This window comes from Actinoalloteichus fjordicus (assembly GCF_001941625.1).
In the GTDB taxonomy this organism is placed as follows: domain Bacteria; phylum Actinomycetota; class Actinomycetes; order Mycobacteriales; family Pseudonocardiaceae; genus Actinoalloteichus_A; species Actinoalloteichus_A fjordicus.
Map to the genome: position 1 here is coordinate 6,642,842 of NZ_CP016076.1, position 23,054 is coordinate 6,665,895.

The 23,054-nt window shown below is 70.1% G+C and carries 18 protein-coding genes and 1 pseudogene; 8 read left to right on the forward strand and 11 right to left on the reverse strand.

Annotated elements, in window-relative coordinates:
• Positions 1-32 precede the first annotated feature (32 nt).
• Both UA74_RS28360 and UA74_RS28365 read left to right on the forward strand, forming a co-directional pair.
• Positions 33-830, forward strand: coding sequence for a GNAT family N-acetyltransferase (locus UA74_RS28360; protein ID WP_198042869.1), 798 nt, complete (start codon positions 33-35; stop codon positions 828-830).
• A gap of 75 nt (positions 831-905) precedes the next feature.
• Positions 906-1,913 carry an NADP-dependent oxidoreductase gene (locus UA74_RS28365; protein WP_075742921.1) on the forward strand — a complete coding sequence of 336 codons (1,008 nt, stop codon included), beginning with the start codon at positions 906-908 and terminating at the stop codon, positions 1,911-1,913.
• 272 nt (positions 1,914-2,185) lie between these two features.
• Here UA74_RS28365 and UA74_RS28370 read toward each other — a convergent pair whose 3' ends face one another.
• Positions 2,186-2,398: a hypothetical protein gene (locus UA74_RS28370; protein ID WP_075742922.1), complete on the reverse strand. Its 213-nt coding sequence runs from the start codon at positions 2,396-2,398 to the stop codon at positions 2,186-2,188.
• A gap of 261 nt (positions 2,399-2,659) precedes the next feature.
• On the opposite strand from UA74_RS28370, the gene UA74_RS28375 reads away from it, so the two are divergent.
• The 4 genes from UA74_RS28375 to UA74_RS28390 are packed head-to-tail and all read left to right on the forward strand — an operon-like array spanning position 2,660 to position 5,854.
• Complete coding sequence (locus tag UA74_RS28375; protein WP_075742923.1) at positions 2,660-2,932, forward strand: helix-turn-helix transcriptional regulator; 273 nt, start codon at positions 2,660-2,662, stop codon at positions 2,930-2,932.
• Complete coding sequence (locus UA74_RS28380) at positions 2,929-3,729, forward strand: hypothetical protein (RefSeq protein WP_075742924.1); 801 nt, start codon at positions 2,929-2,931, stop codon at positions 3,727-3,729. Before UA74_RS28375 ends, UA74_RS28380 begins: the two co-directional genes overlap by 4 nt.
• Complete coding sequence (locus tag UA74_RS28385) at positions 3,726-4,637, forward strand: ABC transporter ATP-binding protein (protein ID WP_075742925.1); 912 nt, start codon at positions 3,726-3,728, stop codon at positions 4,635-4,637. Before UA74_RS28380 ends, UA74_RS28385 begins: the two co-directional genes overlap by 4 nt.
• Entirely contained in the window at positions 4,634-5,854 is a 1,221-nt protein-coding gene (locus tag UA74_RS28390; RefSeq protein ID WP_083683751.1) for an ABC transporter permease, read from the forward strand. The genes UA74_RS28385 and UA74_RS28390 overlap by 4 nt, the downstream gene beginning before the upstream one ends.
• 75 nt (positions 5,855-5,929) lie before the next feature.
• On the opposite strand, the gene UA74_RS28395 is transcribed toward UA74_RS28390, so the two are convergent.
• The 8 genes and pseudogenes from UA74_RS28395 to pdxH all read right to left on the reverse strand — a co-directional run bounded on the left by UA74_RS28395 (position 5,930) and on the right by pdxH (position 17,733).
• A complete protein-coding gene (locus UA74_RS28395; protein ID WP_075765804.1) occupies positions 5,930-7,321 on the reverse strand; it encodes a cryptochrome/photolyase family protein in 1,392 nt (463 codons plus the stop codon).
• A gap of 144 nt (positions 7,322-7,465) precedes the next feature.
• The gene (locus UA74_RS28400; protein WP_075742927.1) at positions 7,466-8,770 is read right to left on the reverse strand and encodes a citrate synthase; all 1,305 of its coding nucleotides are present in this window, start codon (positions 8,768-8,770) and stop codon (positions 7,466-7,468) included.
• Between the two features lie 774 nt (positions 8,771-9,544).
• Complete coding sequence (locus tag UA74_RS28405; protein ID WP_075742928.1) at positions 9,545-10,588, reverse strand: carbohydrate kinase family protein; 1,044 nt, start codon at positions 10,586-10,588, stop codon at positions 9,545-9,547.
• A gap of 201 nt (positions 10,589-10,789) precedes the next feature.
• Positions 10,790-12,007 (reverse strand): amidohydrolase, encoded by a 1,218-nt coding sequence (locus UA74_RS28410; protein ID WP_075742929.1) that lies wholly within the window; start codon positions 12,005-12,007, stop codon positions 10,790-10,792.
• 308 nt (positions 12,008-12,315) lie between these two features.
• Positions 12,316-13,242, reverse strand: a complete 927-nt coding sequence (locus UA74_RS28415) for an aldose 1-epimerase family protein (RefSeq protein WP_075742930.1) — start codon at positions 13,240-13,242, stop codon at positions 12,316-12,318.
• 198 nt (positions 13,243-13,440) lie between these two features.
• Complete coding sequence (locus UA74_RS28420; RefSeq protein WP_075744339.1) at positions 13,441-14,820, reverse strand: APC family permease; 1,380 nt, start codon at positions 14,818-14,820, stop codon at positions 13,441-13,443.
• A 538-nt stretch (positions 14,821-15,358) separates the two neighbouring features.
• Positions 15,359-16,579: pseudogene (locus UA74_RS28425) on the reverse strand (MFS transporter); the annotation flags it as partial.
• 500 nt (positions 16,580-17,079) lie between these two features.
• Positions 17,080-17,733 (reverse strand): pyridoxamine 5'-phosphate oxidase, encoded by a 654-nt coding sequence (gene pdxH, locus UA74_RS28430; RefSeq protein WP_075742931.1) that lies wholly within the window; start codon positions 17,731-17,733, stop codon positions 17,080-17,082.
• Between the two features lie 531 nt (positions 17,734-18,264).
• Here pdxH and serC point away from each other — a divergent pair.
• Both serC and sepH read left to right on the forward strand, forming a co-directional pair.
• Positions 18,265-19,401 (forward strand): phosphoserine transaminase, encoded by a 1,137-nt coding sequence (serC, locus tag UA74_RS28435; RefSeq protein WP_075742932.1) that lies wholly within the window; start codon positions 18,265-18,267, stop codon positions 19,399-19,401.
• A 216-nt stretch (positions 19,402-19,617) separates the two neighbouring features.
• Complete coding sequence (gene sepH, locus UA74_RS28440) at positions 19,618-20,634, forward strand: septation protein SepH (protein ID WP_075742933.1); 1,017 nt, start codon at positions 19,618-19,620, stop codon at positions 20,632-20,634.
• 142 nt (positions 20,635-20,776) lie between these two features.
• On the opposite strand, the gene UA74_RS28445 is transcribed toward sepH, so the two are convergent.
• On the reverse strand, positions 20,777-21,682 hold the full coding sequence (locus UA74_RS28445; RefSeq protein WP_075742934.1) for a sunset domain-containing protein: 906 nt from the start codon (positions 21,680-21,682) through the stop codon (positions 20,777-20,779).
• 9 nt (positions 21,683-21,691) lie between these two features.
• Positions 21,692-22,711, reverse strand: a complete 1,020-nt coding sequence (locus tag UA74_RS28450) for an OmpA family protein (RefSeq protein WP_075742935.1) — start codon at positions 22,709-22,711, stop codon at positions 21,692-21,694.
• Between the last annotated feature and the right edge of the window lie 343 nt (positions 22,712-23,054).

Genomic DNA, 23,054 nt, shown 5'->3' on the forward strand with positions numbered 1-23,054 from the left:
GCTGAAAGCCCCCACAGCGGATGATCCGGCGCGTGCACGAATTGTTCGGCCCCGACGAGGTGGCCGCCTCGACAGACAGCCTGCTGGTCCAGTGGGCCTCGCAGGTGCTGCTGCCGACCCATCCCCACGGCAGAGGCCGGGCCTACCGACTCGGCGACGCGGTGGCCGTCGTGGCACCTCGGCTGAACCGGGACGATCGGATCGTGGTGGACGGGCCGGAACGCGACGTCGCGGAGCTGCTCATCTCCGCCTGGGAACGGCACGGCCCCGACTATCGGCCCCTGCTGTGGACCGACCTGGCCGACGCACCGCTGCTCGCCGGGTTCAGCGAGGCGGGCCGAGCCGACTTCGGCTGGATGGAGCTCAGCAGGCGGGGAACACCGGTGGAGACGCATCGGGCGCGCTGGCTGCGGGACGACGAGATCGACGAGGCCGACGAGCTGGTCCGGCGGAGCAATCCGGACGCCTTCGTACTGCCCTCCGGTCCGGAGCGAAGCCGATGGGCGGGCTGGCACAACACGAAGGGCCGGTTGGTGTCGGTCGGCGGCAACGCGTGGAGCGGGCCGACGGTCGGCTTCCTCGGCGGCGTCGCGACCGAGCCGCACTATCGGGGCCGAGGCGCGTCGACGGCGGTGTGCGGCTTCATCCGCGACTCGCTGATCGCCGAGTACGGCCGAGCGACTCTGATGGTCGATCAACAGAATATGGCGGCGATTCGCGTCTATCGACGGCTCGGCTTCGACTATCGCCGGGTGACCGCGTTATGGGCGGTCGCCAGTCGGGCACGGAGGTCACCGGAGAAGACCGCCGATCCAGCCCGACAGCGGTGAGCCCGCGGACCCGCTCGCTCACCCCGCCGCCCTCCCGTCACCGTCACAGCCGCCAAGCGTGAGGAGCTGGTCGTCATGACCGCGTCGAACTCCAGGGAGATCCGACTCGCCGCCCGTCCGGTCGGCTGGCCGGTCGCGGAGGACTTCGACCTCGTCGAGGTGCCGATCCCGGCCCCCGGACCGGGCCAGGTGTTGATCCGCAACCTGGCGATGAGCGTCGACCCGGCCATGCGCGGTCGGATGAACGACGTCGAGTCCTATGCGCCGCCCTTCGAGATCGGGGCGCCGATGCAAGGCCTGGCCGTCGGCGAGGTGGTGATGTCGGACACCGAGTCGGTGCGCACCGGTGACCTCGTCCTGCACAACCTCGGCTGGCGGGAGCACGCGGTCGTCGACGCCCGGCACACCACCCGGGTAGACCCCGATCTCGCGCCGCCGAGCGCATACCTCGGCGTGCTGGGCATGCCCGGCCTGACGGCGTATGCCGGGATGTTGGAGGTGGCGGCGTTGGCGGTGGGCGACGTCGTCTTCGTGTCCGGCGCGGCGGGCGCCGTCGGCTCCGTGGCAGGCCAGGTGGCCAGGCTCAAGGGCGCGGCCAGGGTCATCGGCAGCGCGGGCTCTCCCGAGAAGGTGCGGTACCTGACCGGGGAGCTCGGCTTCGACGCCGCCTTCGACTACAAGGACGGGCCGGTGGCCGACCAGCTCCGCGCCGCCGCGCCCGAGGGCATCGATGTGTACTTCGACAACGTCGGCGGCGAGCACCTGGAGGCCGCCATCGGCGCGATGCGGCGCAACGGCCGCATCGCGATGTGCGGCGGGATCTCCGGATACAACGCGACCGAGCCGCCGCCCGGCCCCCGCAACCTGCTGCGCTTCGTCGCCCGTCGGCTGACCATGCGCGGCTTCCTGGTCATCGATCACGCCGACCTTCGTCCCGAGTTCCTGCGCGAGGTCGGCGGCTGGGTGCGCGACGGCAGCCTCCGGTACCGGGAGACCGTCGTCGAGGGGCTGGAGAACGCCCCTGCCGCGCTCATCGGGATGATGCGAGGGGAGAACATGGGCAAGATGGTCGTCACCCTCTGACGGGGTCTCGGCAGGAGCGTGCGCGGCCTCCCGGCGGCTTCGACTCGGCAGGCGGGCAGAGTCAGCCGGGGGGTGGCGCCAGCCGGGGCAGAGCAGCCTGGCTCGGCAGCGATCTCGCACGGCCGCCGCCAGCCTGCGCGGTCGGCAAGGCATCGGGGCAGGCCAGCCGGACTGAGGGCCTGCGCCGTCGCAGCCGCCGGGCCGACGGCGCGGGGCTGCACAGGGAGTCGCCCCGCCGAACCGGGCCGATCGGCTCGACGCCTCGCATTCGGTCACTCCCCGGAGGACGGAACGCTGCCTCCGGTCGCGGGCCCGGCCGTCTCCGTCTCGGGCGCCCAGACGTGCCATCCGTCGTCGTAGTGCGGGCATCGGCGGGCTACCAGGCAGCCGTCGGCGACCCGGACCAGCGCATTGGCGGTGCCCTCGTCGAGCAGGGCCCGGTGCGAGCACGGTTCGCATCGGTCCGCCTCGCTGTACATCGTCATCCCGCTCTCCTCCCAGTGGCGAGTAGGCATCTCGGTGTCGCCGCACGCCTGCGGCGGCCGGGCCCGACGGGCAGGTCCGGATACACGCCCCAGGGTGCGGCGTCCCAGCTCGTCCGGCAATGCCCTCCGACGAGCCTCGACGGGCACCGATCGTAGCCACCCGATCACCTCGCGAGACCGGATCTCGGCCTGGGCGGGTCCACGACCACCGAACATGAGTTCGTTTTGACTTCCTGTTGTGTTTTTGCAACATTGTGTTGCGTGAGCCCAGTCCGTAGGGGGAAAGACCTGCCGATCTTCAATCGGATTCAGGTGCTTCGGACCGAACGGGGGTTGTCGAGAGTGACGTTGGCGAAGGCGGTCGAGGTGAATCCACAGACGATCGGGGCGTTAGAACGCGGGGATCACTACCCGAGCCTCGACCTCGCCCTGCGAATCTGCGAGGTCTTCGGGCTGCCCGTCGAGGCGGTGTTCAGTCGAACCCCGTTCGCCCCCTTGTCCGAGGAGCTCTACGGCAGGCGGGGCGAGACGTGAACCGGCAGGAGACGCTCCGGCAGCGCTATCGCGAGATCCGCGTCGGCGCGCATCAACGCCGCCTGGAGCGGCTGGACCGCACGCTGCCCGCCTGGCGCGATCGAGCCCACCGCAGGCCGCTGGTGGTGACCTGCGGAGCCACCGCCGTCGCAGGCGTGCTGGTCACCGTGACCTCAGGCGGCGAACCGAGCTGGCGTCAGCTGCTCTGGCTCGGGTTGGTGGTCCTCTGGATCGCGCAGTGGATCCTGTTGCGTGTCGTCACCAGAGGCATCTCCGAATCCAGCACGCTGGTGCTCGACGAACGAGAGAGCGCCCTGCGGGACAGAGCGACCCGGTACGGCTTCATCACCGCGATGACTCTCAACGGGGCGGTCTGTGGAGCACTGGGTTCGCTGGGCGCCCAGCAGGTCACTGCGGCACACCTGGCCGTGGTGATCGCCTCGGTCACCCTGTTCTGCGGCACGGTCCCCGTCGGCGTGCTGGCCTGGACCCTGCCCGACGACGACCCGGCGGACCTGCTCGACGAGGTCGAGGAGGCGGGCGGCGCCGCGGCCACGCCTCGGCAGGCAGGCTCGACCACCGCAGTCACCGCAGAGAGCGCGGAGAACGCGCCCACCGCCCAGACTGTCCCCACCGCAGAGGCCCCACCACAGACACCGGAGTCGACCCGAGACCAGAACTTCCACCGCGAGGCTTCCACCGACGAGGCCGCCCACGGTGTGGAGCCCCGCGTCGCCCGCTTCGGCGACGCAGAACAGAGAACACCGCACGACAGAAATGGGGGAGGACGACAGTGAACGAGTCCACCTTAGAGATCGACCGGCTGAGCAAACGCTACGGCGAACTGGTCGCGCTGAACGAGATGACCTTCGAGGTCCGGTCCGGAGAGCTCTTCGGGTTCGTCGGCAGCAACGGTGCGGGCAAGACGACCACGATGCGCATCGCCATGGGGGTGCTCGCCACCGACTCCGGCGAGGTCCGCTGGCAGGGCCACGCCGTCGACTTCGACACCCGCCGCAAGATCGGCTACATGCCCTCCGAACGTGGGCTCTACCCGAAGATGAAGGTGCACGACCAGCTCGTGTACCTGGGTGAGCTGCACGGGATGGCCACGGCCGACGCACGTCGGGCCGCCGACGAGTGGACGGAGCGGCTCGGCCTCGCCGAACGCCGCAAGGACGAGGTGCAGAAGCTCAGCCTGGGCAATCAGCAGCGCGTGCAGCTCGCCGCCGCACTCGTCCACGACCCCGAGGTGCTCATCCTGGACGAGCCGTTCTCCGGGCTGGACCCGATGGCCGTCGACGTGATGAGCAGCGTGCTGCGCGAGAAGGCATCGGCAGGAGCGCCGGTGATCTTCTCCAGCCACCAGCTCGAACTCGTCGAGCGGTTCTGCGACCGCGTCGGCATCATCCGGTCGGGCGAGATGGTGGCCTGCGGCACCGTCGACGAGCTGCGCGGTGACGCGGCGCTGCGCATCCGGATCGACGTCCCCTCGGCGCAGCCGGGGTGGACCGACGCGATCTCGGGCGTGCGAGTCGTCGAGCAGACCGGCTCCGCCTACCTGGTCGAGCTGTCCCACGGCGTCGACGACCAGCAGCTGCTCGCCGCGGCGTTGGCGACCGGGCCGGTCCGCGAGTTCTCCCCCCACCGCCCCGCCCTCACCGAACTGTTCCGCAACGTCGTCAGTCAGGAGGTGGCGCAGTGAGCGCCCCGACTCCCTCCCGCAGCCGGGCGGTCAGCCCCACGAAGGCGATCATGCTGGTGGCCAAGCGGGAGATCGACACCCGACTGAAGTCGAAGAGCTTCGTGTTCGGCACGCTCGGCCTCGTCGCAGCCATCGCGCTCTACATCGCCATGATGACCTTCATCGGCGGCCGTGACAGCTCGACGTCCATCGGGCTCACCGGCGAGATGACCGCGATCTCGGCGGAGCTGTCCGCGTCGGGCGAGGCGCTCGGCGAGGACCTGGTCGTCACTGAGGTGCCCGACGCCGCCACCGGCGAGCAGCAGGTGCGCGACGAGGAGCTGGACGTCCTGGTCGGCGGCACTCCAGCCGAACCCCAGGTGACGGTGAAGACCGGCCTCCCCGACACCGTCGAGGTCCTGTTGTCCGGCATCGCCCAGCAGGCGGCGCTGAACGCCCAGCTGACCGCAGGCGGGCTCGATCCGGCGCAGGTCCAGCAGGAGGTCGCGGCGGCGGCGCAGGTCCAGATCACGCACCTCGACGAGGCCAACCCCCAGCAGGTCGAGCAGCTCTTCATCGGCATCGCGACCTGCTTCCTGCTCTACATGTCGATGATGATGTACGGCTCCTACGTGGCGCAGGGCGTCGTGGAGGAGAAGTCGAGCAGGGTCGTCGAGCTGCTGCTCGCCACCATCCGGCCCTACCAGCTGATGCTCGGCAAGGTCGTCGGCATCGGGGCGGTCGGGCTCGTACAGCTGCTGTCCATCGCGATCATCGGCGTCGGCGGCGCCGTGGCGGCGGGACTGCTGACGGTGCCGACGGCGGCGTTGAGCGCCGCGGTGTCCGGCCTGCTGTGGTACCTGCTCGGCTTCTTCCTGTTGGCCACCTTGGCGGCGGCCTCCGGGGCGCTGGTCTCCCGGCAGGAGGACGTGCAGTCGGTGATGATGCCGATGATGATGCTGGTCCTCATCCCGTTCATCCTGACCTTCACGCTGCTGGTCGGTGATCCGGAGAACGAGACGGGCGAATGGCTGTCGCTGCTGCCGTTCTTCTCGCCGTTCATGATGCCGGTCCGGATCGCGACCTCGGTGGTGCCGATCTGGCAGATCGGCGTGGCCGTCGTCCTCAGCCTCGTGGCGGCCGCGGTGCTGCTGGCGCTGGCGTCGCGGATCTACTCGAACGCCGTGCTGCGCACCGGCAGCCGGGTGAAGCTGAAGGACGCGCTGAGCAAGGCCTGATCCCACGCCGCAGACCGACTCGGCCCCGCTCTCGACTCGTGGAGCGGGGCCGAGTCCCGTCTCGGCAGCGGTCCGTCAGCGACCGCTGATCTCGCCGAAGCGGCGCAGCGCCTCCTGCCGTTCCTCGCCGTGATCGACCATCCGCTCCGGATAGTCGGCGGGCGCGTCCTCCCCTGCCTTCCACGGTTCGTGCACCGCCTTGCCTGCGATCCCCCGCAGTTCCGGGACGTGCCTGCGCACGTAGTCGCCGTCCGGGTCGAAGCGCCGCCCCTGTGTCACGGGGTTGAACACCCGGAAGTACGGCGCCGAGTCGGTGCCGCTGCCCGCGACCCACTGCCAGTTATGCTGATTCGACGCCAGGTCGCCGTCCACCAGCGCCGTCATGAAGTGCCGCGCACCCCACCACCAGGGCAGGTGCAGGTCCTTGACCAGGAAACTCGCCGCGACCATCCGCACCCGGTTGTGCATCCAGCCCTCGCGGGCCAGCTGTCGCATCCCGGCGTCGACGAAGGGGAAGCCGGTCCGTCCGGTTCGCCACCGTTCGAAGCGCTCGTCCGCGTCCGGACCCGTGTCGTAGGAGATCCGGTCGAAGCGCCGGTCGAGGTTCTGCCGCGCCGACTCCGGCTGATGCCACAGCACGTCGGCGAGGAAGTCCCGCCAAGCCAGTTCACGTCGGAAGGCCGTCGCGCCTTCTCCTCGATCGCCTGCCAGGTCGGCGAGCAGGGTGCGCGGGTGGACACAGCCCCAGTGCAGATAGGTCGAGAGCCTGCTGGTGCCGTCGGCCGAGGGCCGATCCCTGCCTTCCGCGTAGTCGGCGAGTCGCTCGTCGCGGAAGGACGCCCAGCGGTCCAGCCCGGCCCGCTCCCCCGCTGCGGGCAGTCGGACCTCGCCGAGGTCGTCGTCAGCGGGCACGGGCACCGCCGTCGGGCCGCCGCGAAGCGTGCCGGGGTCGATCCAGTCGATCGTCGAGGGATCACTCGCCGAGGGCTGCCGCCACCCGTGTTCACCCCAGGCCCGGCGGAACGGTGTGAAGACGCGATAGGGGGTGCCGTCCGGCTTGCGCACTCGGCCTGGCGAGACCGCGTAGGCGGTCCCGGTGCCGATCAGCTCCACGCCCTGTCCGGCAAGCCGTCGCTGCACCGCGTCGTCCCGACGTCGTCCGTACGGGCCGGTGTCGGTGGTGACGTGCACGGTGCGGGCGGACACCGCCTCGGCTGCGGCCGCGACCGCCTCGACCGGATCACCGTGCACGATGAGCAGTCGTCCGTCGAGCTGCTCGGCCAGCGCCCGCAGACAGCGGAAGAGGAAGGTGCGACGCGGGGCGCCCGCAGGCCCGAGCAGCCGATCATCGAGGACGAACAGGGCCAGCACCCGGCCTGCCCGTTCCCCGGCCGCCGCCATCGCAGGCTGATCCCCGCAGCGCAGGTCACGCCGAAACCACAGCACGCTCGTGTCGTCCCAAACCATGCTCGCGACGCTAGCCGCAGAGCATCGCCTGCGCAGCGGTGTCGTCGGCGGCGATCCGGCACCACCGGCACAGGAACCGGCCGACACACCACGAAGGGCACCCCTGCGGAGTGCCCTTCGTGACGGTGCCTGCGGTGCGGCGGATCAGCGCTCGGTGAGCGGGATGAAGTCCCGGTCGGTCGCGCCGGTGTACACCTGCCGAGGCCTGCCGATCTTGCGGGCCGGGTCCTCGATCATCTCCCGCCACTGTGCGATCCAGCCGGGCAGCCTGCCCAGCGCGAACAACACGGTGAACATCCTGGTCGGGAAGCCCATCGCCTTGTAGATCAGACCCGTGTAGAAGTCGACGTTCGGGTAGAGCCTGCGCTCCACGAAGTAGTCGTCGGACAGGGCCCGCTCTTCGAGCTTGAGCGCGATGTCGAGCAGCGGGTCGTCGACGCCAAGCCTGCCGAGCACCTCGTCGGCCGTCTTCTTGACGATGGCCGCGCGAGGGTCGTAGTTCTTGTAGACCCGGTGACCGAAGCCCATCAGCTTGACGCCGTCGGCCTTGTTCTTGACCTTGTCCACGAAGCTCTCGACGTTGCCGCCGTCGGCACGAATGCCGTCGAGCATCTCCAGGACGGCCTGGTTCGCCCCGCCGTGCAGCGGCCCGAACAGGGCGTTGATGCCCGCCGAGACGCTGGCGAACAGGTTCGCCTCCGACGAGCCCACCATCCGCACGGTCGCCGTCGAGCAGTTCTGCTCGTGGTCGGCGTGCAGGATGAACAGCAGGTCGAGGGCGCGGATGAGCGCCGGGTCGACCTCGTAGGGCTCTGCGGGCAGACCGAAGGTCATCCGCAGGAAGTTCTCCACCAGCCCGTGCGAGTTGTCCGGGTACAGGAACGGCTGTCCCACGGACTTCTTGTACGCGTAGGCCGCGATGGTGGGGAGCTTCGCCATCAGGCGAATCGTCGACATCTCGACCTGATGGGGATCGAGCGGGTTGAGGCTGTCCTGGTAGAACGTGGACAGCGCCGAGACCGCCGAGGAGAGCACCGGCATCGGGTGCGCATCGCGGGGGAACCCGTCGAAGAACCGTTTCAGGTCCTCGTGCAGCAGCGTGTGCCGCTGGATCTTGTCGGTGAAATCGTCGAGCTGGGCCTGGGTGGGCAGCTCACCGTAGATCAGCAGGTAGCTGACCTCGATGAAGTTCGACCGCTGCGCGAGCTGCTCGATCGGATATCCCCGGTAGCGGAGGATGCCTGCGTCACCATCGATGTAGGTGATGGTGGAGGAACAGGCCGCGGTGTTGACGAAGCCCGAGTCGAGCGTCACCAACCCCGTCTTCGCGAGCAACTTGCCGAGATCGATACCAGACGCCCCGTCGGTGGCGGGCACGACTGACATCTCATGGTCGCCGCCCTTGTGGCGCAGCGCGACGGAACGGTGAGCATTCGCGTCGTCGGGCATACTGGTCCCTCTCAACACTCGGACGAGACAACGCTCACCGTGCTAGTCGCACTACGCCACCGCAAGCCGAATCGGCTGCCCACAGCTGAAACGTCAGCACCGCCTCGTCGGGGTCCTGTCTCTCGCCACGCTAGTCCTCGGAATGGCCGCCGCCTACCCATCGCGTTAGCCGGCAGGCCCAGTTGGGATCACAATCACAGATTGGGGAGAGGCTCAGCTCACAATTGAGCCCGCTGAGGCCGCTCCGCCCGCCCGCGCGGTCTCCGGCGAGCGGACACCCCCGACCGACGGTTGCGCTACGGAGTCGGCGACTACTCCATCAGACGGATGCCTACGGCGGTCGAACGGCCGGACCCCGGCACCAGGACGGGGTGCAGCATCGGAGGCGTCCGCGAAGATCACCCGGAACGGAATGAGACGGACATCACACACAGTGATCGTTTCCGGCCGCTGGGCCGTCCGGGGTAGCACGACGGCGGAGACACCGAAGGCATAGATTCTTCACATTTCGACCCCGATCGGGCCGGATGAAGTGTCGATCCGTTCCCATTCTCGTGCCGGGACGATAAAGAAACCCGGATGCGGGCACTGATCGAGGACACGGAAAGTGACAATTTCCGGTGCCCTCGATCAGAAGATGTTCGGCCGCCCGCGAATAGTCGGCTCACCAGTCACCGAGGGCATCCGAAACCGAGGATGAGGTCATCGTCGGCGCCTGGACCGAATATCCGGGGACGACCAGGATCAATCGATTCGGCAGGCGCCATGCCGAACTCATCCCGTAGACCACCCCGCCAGTTCGGCGGCCCAGGGCGGTTCGGCGCCCTGCCGAGAACAGGTCAGGGCCGAGGCGGCCGCAGCGAACGACAGGCAGTCGGTCCAGCCGCCCTCGTCGAGGCCCGCGAGACCGGCCGGGGTCACGGCGCCGTGCCGATGCAGCCACGCCAGCACCGCGCCGGAGACGGTGTCGCCCGCGCCGATGGTGTCCACGACGGTGACCGGGACGCCCGGCACCTCGACGAGGCGGCCGCCGGAGAACAGGACCAGCAGGCCGTCGGCGCCTCTGGTCAGGATCACGGCGGCGGGCCCGGCCTCCTGCCATCGACGGGCCGCCGCCAGCACCCGAGGATCGACGCCGAGCGACTCCTGGGCACCGTCGACGCCGTGCGTCACCTCGGCAGGCTCGGACAGCGGGGCAGGCTCTCCTGGCTCGACGTCGGCCAGCCAGGCCGCGTCGTCGTCGGAGAGCTTGAGTACGCCGACGTCGGGCAGCCAGGACAGGAACCGGCTGCGATACGCCGCCGCGTCGGGGATGAGCGCGGCCCGGATGTTCGGGTCGAGCATCGTCAGCGTGCCGCGTCGCACCGCCCGCCGCAGCAGCGACTCGTACCGGCTCGCCCCCGGCTCCAGAACCATGCCCAGGGTCCCGAGGCACAGGGCGGTCACCTCGGCAGGCAGGGTGGCGGGCTCCTCGACCAGCCGATCGGCCGTCGCGGCGACATGGAAGGTGTACCGGGCCGAGCCGCCGCCGTCGAGGTCGACGACGGCGAGACTCGTCGGCTCCTGACCTCGCTGCACCAGTGTGACGTCCACCCCGGAGGCCGTGAGCCTGGCAAGCAGCGCCCGACCGAAGGAGTCGGTGGAGATCCGCGACAGGAAGCCCGTCGGCACACCGAGCCTGCCCGCCGCCATCGCCACGTTGAACGGGCCGCCCCCGAGCCGGGGCGACAGCGAAGCGAGATCGTCCTCGCAGGCTCGCCGATCCGCCGACTGCTCCGGAACGAGGTCGACCAGCGCTTCGCCGCCCACCAGGATCATCCGTACTCCTCATCGACAAGGTCACCGCCTCAGAGCCTGTCTTCAATCCCCACTGTCCTGTTGCGCGGGGCCAGCGCGGCGACGGAGGGGGATCAAAGACAGACTTTCAGACCGGCGTCGCCCTGACCTATCAGACCCGAGGCCGCGTGGGCAAGACGTCGATCGCCATCCTCGGCGGTCGACGGGAGCAGGTGCGAGGCCTCAGCCCTCGCGATAGAACGGATCGGCGATGGTCTGCTCGCGGGTGGCCTCGTCGTAGGTCAGGACCTCCCGGCCGTCGACGAACACCCGCAGCGCCCGACTCATCACGTCCAGCGGGTCACCGGACCACAGCACGACGTCGCCGTCCAGACCGGGTGTCAGCGAGCCGACCCGGTCGTCCAGGCCGAGGATGCGCGCCGGGTTGACCGTGAGCGAGCGCAGCGCTGCCGCCGGATCGAGCCCCTCCTTGACCGCCAACGTCGCCTGGTGCACGAGGAAGTTGATCGGGATGACGGGGTGATCGGTGGTGATCGCGATCTCCACGCCCGCCCGGTCCAGGATGCCGGGGTTGCGCAGGTGCCGCTGTCGCACCTCGACCTTGGACCGGGTGGTGAACAGCGGGCCGATGATGACCGGGATCTGCTTCTCGGCGAGCAGATCGGCCACCAGATGACCCTCGGTGCCGTGGTTGATCACCAGTCGGTAGCCGAACTCCTCGGACAGCCGGATCGCGGTGGCGATGTCGTCGGCCCGGTGCGTGTGCTGGCACCACGGCAGCTCCCGGTCCAGGACCTTGACCAGGACCTCCATCGTCGCGTCCCGTTCGAAGGGCTTGCCCTCCTGGCGGGTGTGCTCCCGCCGCTCCCGGTAGTCCTGGGCCTTCAGGAAGGCGTCCCGGATGATCGCGGCCACCCCGAGCCGAGTGGACGGCGTCTTCTTCTGCTCGCCGTAGACCCGCTTCGGGTTCTCGCCGAGCGCGCTCTTCACGCTGACCGGCTGCCGGACGAGCATCTCGTCGACGGTGCGACCCCAGTTCTTCACCGCGACGGTCTGGCCGCCGATCGGGTTGCCGGAGCCCGGCTTGATCACCGAGGACGTGACACCGCCCTCCAACGCGTCGTGGAAGCCGATGTCGGCTGCGTTGATCGCGTCCAGCGCGCGGAAGCGGGCGCCGTTGGGGTCGGTCATCTCATTGGTGTCCTGCCCCGCCCAGCCCTCACCCTCCTCGTGCACGCCGATGTGCCCGTGCGACTCGACGAAGCCTGGCAGCACCCATTGCCCGCTCGCGTCGATCGTGCGAATGCCGGTGGGCGCGGTGACCTCGGCGGCCGAGCCCACCGCGACGATCTTCCCGGCCTGGATCAACACCGAGCCGCCCGAGATCGGATCGCGGTCGACCGGGACCACGTATCCGCCTGTGATGAGGACATCTGTCATGGTTAGCAACGCTAATCTCTTCGGCCGATCAGAGCAACGCGGCATCGACGTCGGCGCAGGCGATCGGCGGACCTCCGGCACCGCACAAGACAGTCCGTCGAGACCGAGACGGGCGGGCAGAACACCCGCCCGTCGTCGAATCACGGTCGAATCACACCCGCATCACCGTCGTATCGGGCTCCGCGACACAGCCACCGGCGCCCGGCCGCAGCCCGTCGAGACCCGCCAAGCGAGGCCTGCGCCGTCGAGCCGCGCGCCGGGCGTCGGCGTGCGGGTGTGACGGCGACAGGCCGCCCCCGGCACCGCGATCACACCCGCCGGATGCCCCAGCTGCCCTGCCAGGTCTCGCCGGGCTCCAGCCAGATCAGATCGACGCCCGAGTTCAACGCGTCCGGCGGACAGGTCATCGCCTCGATCGCCACCGCAGGGCCGTTCCCGCCGAGGTCCTCCGGAGTGAAGACCTGCACCCAGCTGAACACCGGCTCGGCCCACACCTGCACTCCGGAGCCGTCCGGGCCGAGCAGGCTGTGCCGGACCAGACCCGTCTCATCCGGCCGACAGTCGCCGAAGGCGGTGTCCAGCGTGACCCCGCGCAGCGGTCGGCCCGCCCGGAAGTCGAAGTCCGTCCCGTCGACCGGCTCGGCGGGCCCGGTCGGCAGCAGCCGGTCGTCGACCGGGAGGACCGTGCCTGCGGGCAGCGTCAGCGTGCAGTCCAAGGTCGGCGTGTTCCCCGGCCTCGGGAACGGATGGGAGGCGACCCCGAACGGGCTGCGGCTCCGACCGATGTTGGTCGCGCGGTGGGTGATCGTGAGTCCGTCCGCGCCGACCTCGTAAACGACGGCCACCCGCAGCGGAACCGGCCAGCCCGCCTGCACGTTGACCGTCGCGGCGAGCTCGATCCGGGCCTCCCGCCGCTCGACGACCTCCCAGGAGGTCTGCCGGAGCAGTCCGTGGATCGCGTTGTGCCGGGCTGGCTCGGTCAGGGCGAGCTGCTGCGGCTCGCCGTCGAGGGTCCACCTGCCGTCCGCGACCCGGTTCGGCCACGGCGCCAGCAACGTGCCCGCGCCGAACGGCGGCAGCTGCTGTTCGGAGAAGGAGTGCAGGTAGGCGATCCCGTCGACCTCGAATTCGCGCAGGCCTGCGCCGACCTCGGTCGCGACCGCACGAACCTCGCCGTCTCGGATCTCGTACTGCTCGCCGGTAACGGGTCGGACGGCCTGGTCAGGGGACGACATCGTCGTGATCTCCTCAAGGGGAACTCTGGCCCGGCTGCGCCGGACGGGCTGTCGTGATCGAACTCTGTTGCCGATCGGCGGTCGTGCCGATCCGATGCCGCCGCACGGTGGCACGGCAGGATCGAGGGCACCGGGTTGATCCTCGGCGAGGTCGCTCCGGCCGGGGCGAACTGCGTTCGATCGGCGGAGGCAGGCGCGTCAGTCGGCTCGTCGCGAGCCCGCTGCCGGATCGACTGTCACCCTGCCCAGGATCATCCGGTTCACCGCCCAGAACACCAAGCCGATCACCAGCAGGATGCCTGCGATGCCGTACTCCTCCGCGGGCCTGCCGGTGAGCGGACTGGCCAGCAGGAAGCAGGTGATCGCGCCGAGCACCGGCACTGCCGTCGGGGCGCGGAAGTGTGCATGTGCCACCTCCTCGCGCCGCAGCACCAGCACCGCGATGTTCACCACGCCGAAGACCACCAGCAGCAGCAACGAGGTCGTGCCGCCCAGCAGGGCGATGTCCACCGTGCTGACGAGCACCACGGCCACCATGCTGGTGAACAGGATCGCCACCCACGGCGTACGGCGCACCGGGAGCACCCGCCCGAACTGCCGGGGAATGATCCTCTCCTTGGACATCCCGTACAGGAGCCTGCTGGCCATCATCATGTTCATCAGCGCCGAGTTGGTGACCGCGCAGATCGCGATGGCCGAGAAGAGGATCAGCGGGAAGCCGGGAGCGCCGATCCGCACGACCTCCAGCAGCGGCCCGTCGGAGGCGGCGAGCACGTCGGTCTCGACGAGCAGCGAGGACGTCAGCGCCACCAGCACGTAGATCAGTCCGGTGATGCTCAGCCCGAGTAACAGGCCGCGCGGGAAGATCTTCGCGGGCTCGTGGCACTCCTCGGCCATGTTCACCGAGTCCTCGAAGCCGACCAGTGCGAAGAACGCCAGCGCCGTCGCGGAGGTCACCGCCAGCAACGGCCCCATCTCGGCGTTGAACTCCAGCAGCCTGCCCGGATCGCCCGCCCCGTTGAGGACCGCGCCCACGCCGATGGCGATCACGATGAGCAGCCCGAGCAGTTCGATCACGGTGAGCACGACGTTGGCGATGAGGGACTCGGCGACACCGCGGAGATTCACCAGTGCCAGGAGAACGATGAACCCGATCGCGACCACCAGCGCGGGAACCGTCACGAACTCCTGGAGGTAGTCGCCGCTGACCGCGCGGGCCGCCGAGGAGGCCGAGGTGATGCCGGAGCACATCACGGCGAAGGCGATCATGAAGGTGAAGAAGGGACTGCGAAACGCTCGGTTCGTGTACAGCGCGGCGCCTGCGGCCCTCGGGTACTTGCCGACCAGCTCGACGTAGCTGAAGGCGGTGAGGAAAGCGATGCCGAACGCGATCAGGAACGGCACCCACAGCGCGCCGCCGACCACTCCCGCGACCCGGCCGCTGATGGCGTAGATGCCGGTGCCCAGCACGTTGCCGATCACGAACAACAGCAGCAGCCGAGGGCCCATCACGCGTTTCAGCGCGGGCTCCTCCGAGGCAGGCTGCACCGGTGATCCCCCACTGGTCCCGTTCACCATGACCATGGAGTGTGCCGCGCAGCCGACGATCCGGGTAGCGGCCGATGAGGATGGAACCCTTCTGTCGGAACGGACTGCGCCATCCAGGCCGGAACAGGTGAGCCGAACGGCCGACGAGCGGCGGACGCCGCCGCAGTCCTTCACTCGTTCAGCGCAGCGATCACCTGACGGTGGCGTCGCCGCCCCGCTGCCCGTTCCGTTCTGTTTCCGCAGGCACGTCCGATTCGTGGCCGGTTGTCCTGATCTCAGGGTCAACGGCGTCGACAGCGAGGACGGTGTCCAGGGCGCCGACGGGCGCGTCGGCGGTGTCTCCTGCGCCGACACCGGTGTCGGCGGTGTCCACTGCGCCGACATCCGTATCGGTGTCCACGGCGGCTGCGCCGCCGGGCACCAGACCGGTCGACTCCGGCTCCGGACCGGCGGGCTCCGCGCGGGCCGACTCCGATTCAGCCGCGCCCACTTGAGCCGCGCCCACTTGAGCCGCGTCCGATGGAGCCGCGTCCGATCCGGCGGCGCCCGCCCCCGCTGCGTCCTGGTCGTCGACGGGCGGCCGATATCGCCAGACCGCAGGCAGCAGCAGCGCGCCCACGATGGTCAGCACCACCACCAGCACCCCGCCGCCCGCCGTGGCGGCTGCGGTGCCCACCGACGCCCCCGCCGTGCCGTGCAGCACGTCGGCCAGGCGCGGCCCGCCCGCCACGACCACGAGGAACACGCCCTGGGTCCGCCCCCGCATGTCGTCGGTGGCGACCGTCTGCAACATCGCGCCCCGGTAGATCGTGCCCACCAGATCGGCCGCGCCGCCGAGCGCGAGGAACAGCACGGCGAGCCACAGCGAGTCAGCCAGCCCGAAGCCGATGACGGCCAGCCCCCAGCACAGCCCCGCGATCACCAGGCCCGCGCCCTGCCGTCGGATTCGCGTCACCCAGCCGGAGAAGAGACCGAACAGGAAGGCGCCGAGCGGCAGGGCGGCGTACAGCAGGCCCAATGCCGCGCCGCCGCCCGGCGGGTCGCCGAAGGTCCGCTCGGCCATCTCCGGGAACAACGCTCTGGGGAGCCCGAACACCATGGCGATCACGTCGAGGACCAGGACTGCGACCAGCACGGTGTGCACCCGCATGTAGCGCACGCCGTCGATGACCGACCGCAGTCCCGCCCGCCTCGGCGCGGACGCCGACGGCGGCATCGCAGGCAGTCGCCACACCGCCGCCAGCGCCACCAGCAGCGAGAGCGCATCGACCAGGTAGAGGGTGGAGAGCCCCACGAAGGGCAGCAGGATGCCCGCGAGAAGCGGGCCGACCACGGCTCCGAGCTGCGCGACGGTGGCCGTCAGCGCCTGCGCCGCCGGGAGCTGCGCGGTGGAGACCAGTCGCGCCACCGACGCCGTCCTGGCGGGCATGTTCACCGCGAAGAACGACTGCTGCAGGGCGTACAGCAGCAGGACGGTCCACACCGAGTCGGTGTTCACCGCCGCGGCGGCCCACAACAACAGCGCCGTGGTCGCGATGCCGAGGTTGGTGACGATCATCAGCTTGCGGCGGTCGACGCTGTCGGCGATCGCACCGCCCCATAAGCCGAAGACGAGCAGCGGGACGAGGCCGAACAGACCGGTCAGACCGACCCAGCCCGAGGAACCGGTGATGTCGAAGATCTGCTTGGGCACCGCCACGGCGGCGAACTGCGCGCCGACGGAGGTGACCACGGTCGACGTCCAGAGCCGCCGGAACGGGGCGACCCGCAACGGCTCGGTGTCCAGCATCAGCCTGCCGAGCCTGCCGAGCCTGCCGCGCGGCCGACGGGGCGGCGGGGAGGACGTCGATGACTCGTCGTTGTCGTCCAGCCCCGGCTCGCTCACCGCCGCAGCCTAATGCCCTTAGCGACGCGAACAACTGCCCTGCCGAGGATCTCAGTCGCAGGCAGGCGGCGCGGGCGCGCGGCGCACGCCACCGGAACCGCGCCGCGAGAAGGCCCTTCGGGTCCGTCCCCGGGCGGCCCTGCGAGCGCCGCCCTTCCCGCACCACGGCCGATGTCGACGTCACGTCCCGGTGGACGAACCTGCCGCATCGCCGGATCGACAGACCGACGCCCCCGCCGTCGGCATCGCGCCGGACCCGGCACGCCTGCCGTGCTGCGACTCGCCAGAGATCGACCGCCGCGAGGCAGCCCGACCGAGCGCGGACGGTGCCCGACGCGAGGGCCCGCAGCCGTGGTCAACAGGCTGCGGACCCGGTGGTCGTGGTGCCCGACAAGGAGCCCGGTTCAGGGAGCGATGCGCTCCACCCGCCAGCCGTCCCTGCCCTGGCGGTAGCGGAGCCGGTCGTGCAGGCGATCGGGCCTGCCCTGCCAGAACTCGACGGTCTCCGGTCGAATCCGCCACCCGCCCCAGTGCGGCGGGACCGGCACGTTCTCGACGTCGGCGAATCGCCGCTGCACGGCCGACAAGGCCGCATTCAGGCTGCTCCGACCGCTGACCACGGCCGACTGCGGCGAGGCCCAGGCGCCGAGCTGAGCGCCCCGTGGACGCTGCTCCCAGTACGCGGCCGTCTCCGCGCTGTCGATCTTCTCCACCTGCCCGCGCACCGTCGCCTGGCGCTGTAGAGCGATCCACGGGAAGGTCGCGGAGGCGTACCGGGTCGCGGCCAGTTCGTGGCTCTTGGCCGACGTGAAGTTGGTGAAGAACACGAGGCCCCGCTCGTCGAGCATCTTCGCGAGCACGGTCCGTGACGACGGCCTGCCCTGCGGGTCGGCGGTGGCCAGGACCATCGCGTTCGGCTCGGGAAGCCCGGCGGCCGCCGCCTCGTCCAGCCAGAGCTGCAGCTGCTCGGACCACGTCCCGGAGAGCTGCTCCTCGTTCAGCGCTCCCGCCTGGTACGCGACGCGCATGGAAGGCAGAACGACGTTCACCTCGGACATGGGTCTCACACTCCCCGCCTCGACCGCAATGGCACCCGTGACGAGGCACCGTACGTTCACCGAGCCGCCATCCGATAGCACCCAGAAGGTGAAGTCCTGCCAACCGTCGGGTGATCCTGGACACCAGAAAAGCGCAGATCAGCAGCGGGATCGATCCCGTGACCGATCCAGCGTCGAGTCGGGCTCCAGGGACGTCTCAGATCCTGTCTCTGATCCCTGCCTTCGGGCTTGCGCGGGGCAGGCGCGGCGATCTGCGGCGTCGGCGTCGGTCACCATGACACCGCCATGGCTCCCTCCTGTCGCCTGGCAGCTCATCCACGCCTAATCCCCGCTCACGACTCCAGCGGGACCGAAGACCGACTCTCAGATCATCCACGCCCTGCCCGTCGCGCAGCCCTCGGAGAGTCGCGATAGAGTTGATCATCACGCGACCCCCTGAAGTCATCTGTCCGTCATAGAGCTGCAACACTTGCTCATCCGGCAACGGCGCCGGAGGAGTACCTGTCCGCTGCTCCACACGGAGGCGCCGTCATGACCCAGACAGTCGACCCGACCACCTTGGTGCTCCCCGCCGAGCTGCTGCCGTCCGACGGCCGCTTCGGCTGCGGCCCCTCCAAGGTGCGGCCGGAACAGCTCGCCCGCCTCGCGGCCGAAGGCGCCGCCGTGCTCGGCACCTCGCACCGCCAGAAGCCGGTCAAGTCCCTCGTCGCGCGCGTGCGCGCGGGACTGCGCGAGCTGTTCGCCCTGCCCGACGGCTACGAGGTCATCCTCGGCAACGGCGGCACCACGGCCTTCTGGGACGCCGCGGCCTTCGGTCTGGTGCGGGAGCGCTCGCTCCACCTCACCTACGGCGAGTTCTCCTCGAAGTTCGCGAAGGTCACGCAGGGCGCCCCCTTCCTCGCCGACCCGGTGGTGATCAAGGCCGAGCCGGGCGACGCGCCCGCGCCGACGTCCCACGAGGGTGTCGACCTGATCGGCTGGGCACACAACGAGACCTCCACCGGCGTCGCCGTGCCGGTCAGCAGGCCTGCCGGTTCCGAGAACGCCCTGATCGCCATCGACGCCACCTCCGGCGCGGGCGGTCTGCCGGTCAAGGCCGAGGACTTCGACGTCTACTACTTCGCGCCGCAGAAGTCCTTCGCCTCCGACGGCGGACTGTGGATCGCACTGGCGAGCCCGGCCGCGGTGGCGCGCATCACCGAGATCGGCGAGTCCGACCGCTGGGTGCCCGAGTTCCTCTCGCTGCCCACCGCACTGGACAACTCCCGCAAGGACCAGACGTACAACACCCCGGCGGTCGCCACCCTGTTCCTGCTCGCGGACCAGATCGAGTGGCTGCTGGCAGGCGGCGGCCTCGACTGGGCCACCAGCCGCACCGCCGACTCGGCGAGCAGGCTCTACTCCTGGGCGGAGAAGTCGCCCTACGCGACCCCGTTCGTCGCCGACCCGGCCAACCGCTCCGCCGTCGTGGGCACCATCGACTTCGACGAGACCGTCGACGCCGCCGCGATCGCGAAGGCCCTGCGCGTCAACGGAATCCTCGACACCGAGCCGTATCGCAAGCTCGGACGCAACCAGCTGCGCGTCGCGATGTTCCCCGCGATCGAGCCGTCAGACGTCGAAATCCTGACCCGCGCCGTCGACTGGGTGGTTGAACGACTGGTCTGAACGGGCGGCTAATCGGCATTGAACTGGCGCGATGACTACAGAGAGGGCAAGATCGGAGGTGGAGACAAGCTGCCGTGTGGGTGAAATGGCGGCACTGTAGGTAGATGAGACGGACCTCCCGGACCGGGGCGGGGCCGTGCGGCCTCGAGAATTCGGGTGTCGCACCGAGCCACTCCTGTCGTCCGAGGAGGCCTGTGGTCATCGGGGGAGGTCGTGATGCGAGCGCTGCGAGTCGTCGGGCTCGACGACGACGGCAAGACCGTCATCTGCGAAGACCCGGCGCGCGGTGAGCGCTTCTCGATCCCGGTGGACGAGCGGCTGCGTGCTGCCGCCCGGGGCGATGCCACTCACCTCGGCCAGGTGCAGGTCGAGATGGAAAGCCAGATGCGTCCGAAGGAGATCCAGGCGCGAATCCGGGCGGGGGCCTCGGTGGAGCAGGTCTCCGAGGCAGCGGGAATTCCACCACACCGGGTGGAGCGCTTCGCGTACCCGGTGCTGTTGGAGCGCTCGCGGACGGCGGATCTGGCCCAGCGGGCACACCCGATGCGGGAGGACGGCCCGGACGTCCAGACCCTCGGCGAGGTCGTCTCGCACGCGTTCAGCCTGCGCGGGCAGGAGTACTCCGATTCGGAGTGGGACTCCTGGCGGGGCGAGGACGGCAAGTGGGTCATCTCGCTGCACTGGCACGCGGGCCGGTCCGACAACCGTGCGCACTGGGTCTTCCACCGGGGTGCACACGGTGGCACCGTGATCGCCCTGGACGAGCACGCCGCAGACCTCCTCGACCCGTCGCCGAGCAGACCGCTGCGCACGGTCCGACCGGTCACCCAGCTGGCCCGTCAGGCGTTGGACAACCCCTACGAGGACACCACGATCATCCCCGCCATCACCGACGAGGAACCCGCTGTCGAGGAGCACGTGGTGGCGGGCGATTCCGGCGGTGATCGCGAGCCGCTACGGCCGGGCGATGGCGCCGAGACGGCGATCGACGCGACCGCCAGAGAGACGATCGTGCCGCCGCCGCTGACGGCGGGTCCCCGCCCCGGTGATCGCCGGGCTGCGGCACGGGCAGGCGGGGCAGGCGATGGCTCGGACGGGGCCGCTGCCCAGGGCACGGCGGACGCCGATCACGTCGGCGACGCGGGCAAGGCCGGTGCTCGGCGGAAGAAGAACCATCCGATCGTGCCCTCGTGGGAAGACGTGCTCCTCGGCGTCCGCTCCCAACGAGGCTGAGGCCGGTCCGGCACTTCGACACCCGAACCGACGAGACGGAAGGGGCGGTCACCACTCGGTGACCGCCCCTTCCGTCGTCGCCTAGGCCTCGTCGGGGTCCGTCCTGGCCGGTGCGGCCGCTCGGATCAGGACGAGATCTGCCTCAGCGGACCGACGTCGATCGGCGTACGGCGCTGGACGTGAAACCCGCCTGCTCCGCGTCGGTCTCGGTCTGGAACCACACCGTCGCCTTGGTCCGGGTGAAATACGGCGAGTCGCTGGTGTGGTAGAGCTTCGACTTCTGGTTCCCCTTCACCCGGTAGTCGGGCGCGGGTGCCGTGCCGTCGGGCGACGGGCGAGCCGAGTTCCGGTACGGACCGGGCACGACCATGCGAGGGGATACCTGCTGCTCCTCCTCGGACGGCTCCGGACGGGCCGACCTCGCAGGCTCCGGTTCCTCGTCGACGGGGCCACGAGTCTGAGCAGGCACCTGAGCCGCAGCCAAGGGCTGCACGGCCTTGCTCTCCTGGGCCCCGTTGCCGTTGTGTCCTGCACCGTTCTGCCCGTCGCCCGCAGCGCCGTTCTTCTCCTGCCCGTTACTCCTCGGGTCGCCTGCGATCCCCGCCGTCTCGGGCTGCCTCCGCTCCTCGCCGGGCTCATGCCAGGCGGGCTCGCCGTCCGCCGCCGCATAGGTGAGCCGGACCGACAACGAATCCTCGAACTCGGCGTCTTCGAACTTCGTGTCCCCGAACTTCGTGTCCTTGACCTTCGGTGCTGCCGACCGAGCCTCCGTCGGCAGCACCGACCCCGGCAGGACCTCCGGGCCGGGACCGCCCGACGGTTCGACGAATCCCTTCACCGCCCCGCCTGCCTTCGCCGCGCCGTCGCCACGCTCCGGTTCGATCGCCTGCGGCCGTGCGGCCTCGGCGACCTCGCCCACCGGGACGGTCCGCACGGCCCGCCCGGTCTCGATCCGCCGTTGCCGCGTCACGAACAGCCAGGTCACCAACGACCCCAGCAGGAACGACAACGCGCACAACAGGAACACCTGCCCGAACAACCAGGCCACCGCTCTCTCCTAACCAATCTGCACGTCGACGACGTCGACGTCACTGTCATCGGCGGCATCCACCGAGCTGCGCATGGTGACCAGCGAACCGGACACACCTTGATCGAGCAGTTCGGCGCGGACCGCCTCCGCGCGGGCTCCGGCGAGATCGGCCTCGCCGTCTGCCGCGCGGCCGTGAAGGATCACCGGCATGCCGGGCGCCACCCGCAACAGCCCCACGAGCTGTCGAAGCACCTCGGTTCCGGACGTGGTCAACCGGGCCGAGCCCGCCGCGAAGCGGAGGCCGCCACCGTCGGCGAGCATCGTGCTGACGGTCTCCTGGAAGGCCTCCGCGCCGAAGGTGGCGGTCTCACCGAGCCGGGCCTGCCAGGTGCGGTCCTCCAGCCGGATCTCCGCAGGCAGCACCGCACGCACCGAGGTGCGGAGTTCGATCGCGGTCTGCTCGTCGATCACCGGACCGGTGAGCATCAAGGTGTCGGACCACCAGTACATGCTCACCGTCGCCGCGGTCCGTTCCGGCACCTCGGCCAGCACCTCGGCGATGAGAGCCGGGTCGGCGGGCAGCGCGGAGCCGTCGACGACCAGTACGGCGTCGACCACCTCTCGGCCGTCCCGCCGGTCGCGGATCTCGTCGAGAAGCCGCCGGGCGGCCTGCTCGTCGGGAGCGATGCCCGACACCGCGAGCTGCCTGCCTCGGGGGATCACCGACAGGCCGCCGCCCGCAGCGCCGTCGGCGACGGCGGACACGGCACGAACGCCTGCGACCTCTTCGATCTTCTCTCGTGCCTCGGCCCGCCTGCCCGATGGCACGCCGGACACCCGGACGTCCCGACCTCGGACCTCCAGGCCCGTCCAGGAGATCCGAGCCTCGGTCAAGGCCTCCTCGGATCGTCGGGTCAACGTCTCCTCGATCGCCGCACCCGGCCAGACCATCCCGGCCGTGGACAGCACGGCGGGCACGAGAACCAGCATCGCCAGCCAGCGCCAGTTCTGTGTCCGCCCCACCTTCGGCAGTTGCCTATGCACCATCGCACTCCGTCAGTCGGCCCGGCCCTTCCGGCAGACGCGGTCGTCGGCTGCGCAGCGCGCGGCGAGCGGACCGACGTCGACGTGATCGTTCACCGAAGACACCTACCAGTGTCGGATCGGTCACTGAGGGAAACGCGCCGCGCGCGAGACAGGCGTTCCGTGGAGTCCACTCGATCGAGCAGTTCACGTCATCCGAACGGGCGGATCGCTGGAATTCGGTCATCGGGCTGCCGCAGGGAAGAGATTCGACGTCCACGGACCGCCCCGCGCGCAAGGCGGACGGCAGGTCGATCCGGTCCGGCCAGGCGGTGGAACGACAGCGGCCGACCCGCGACGAGTCGGG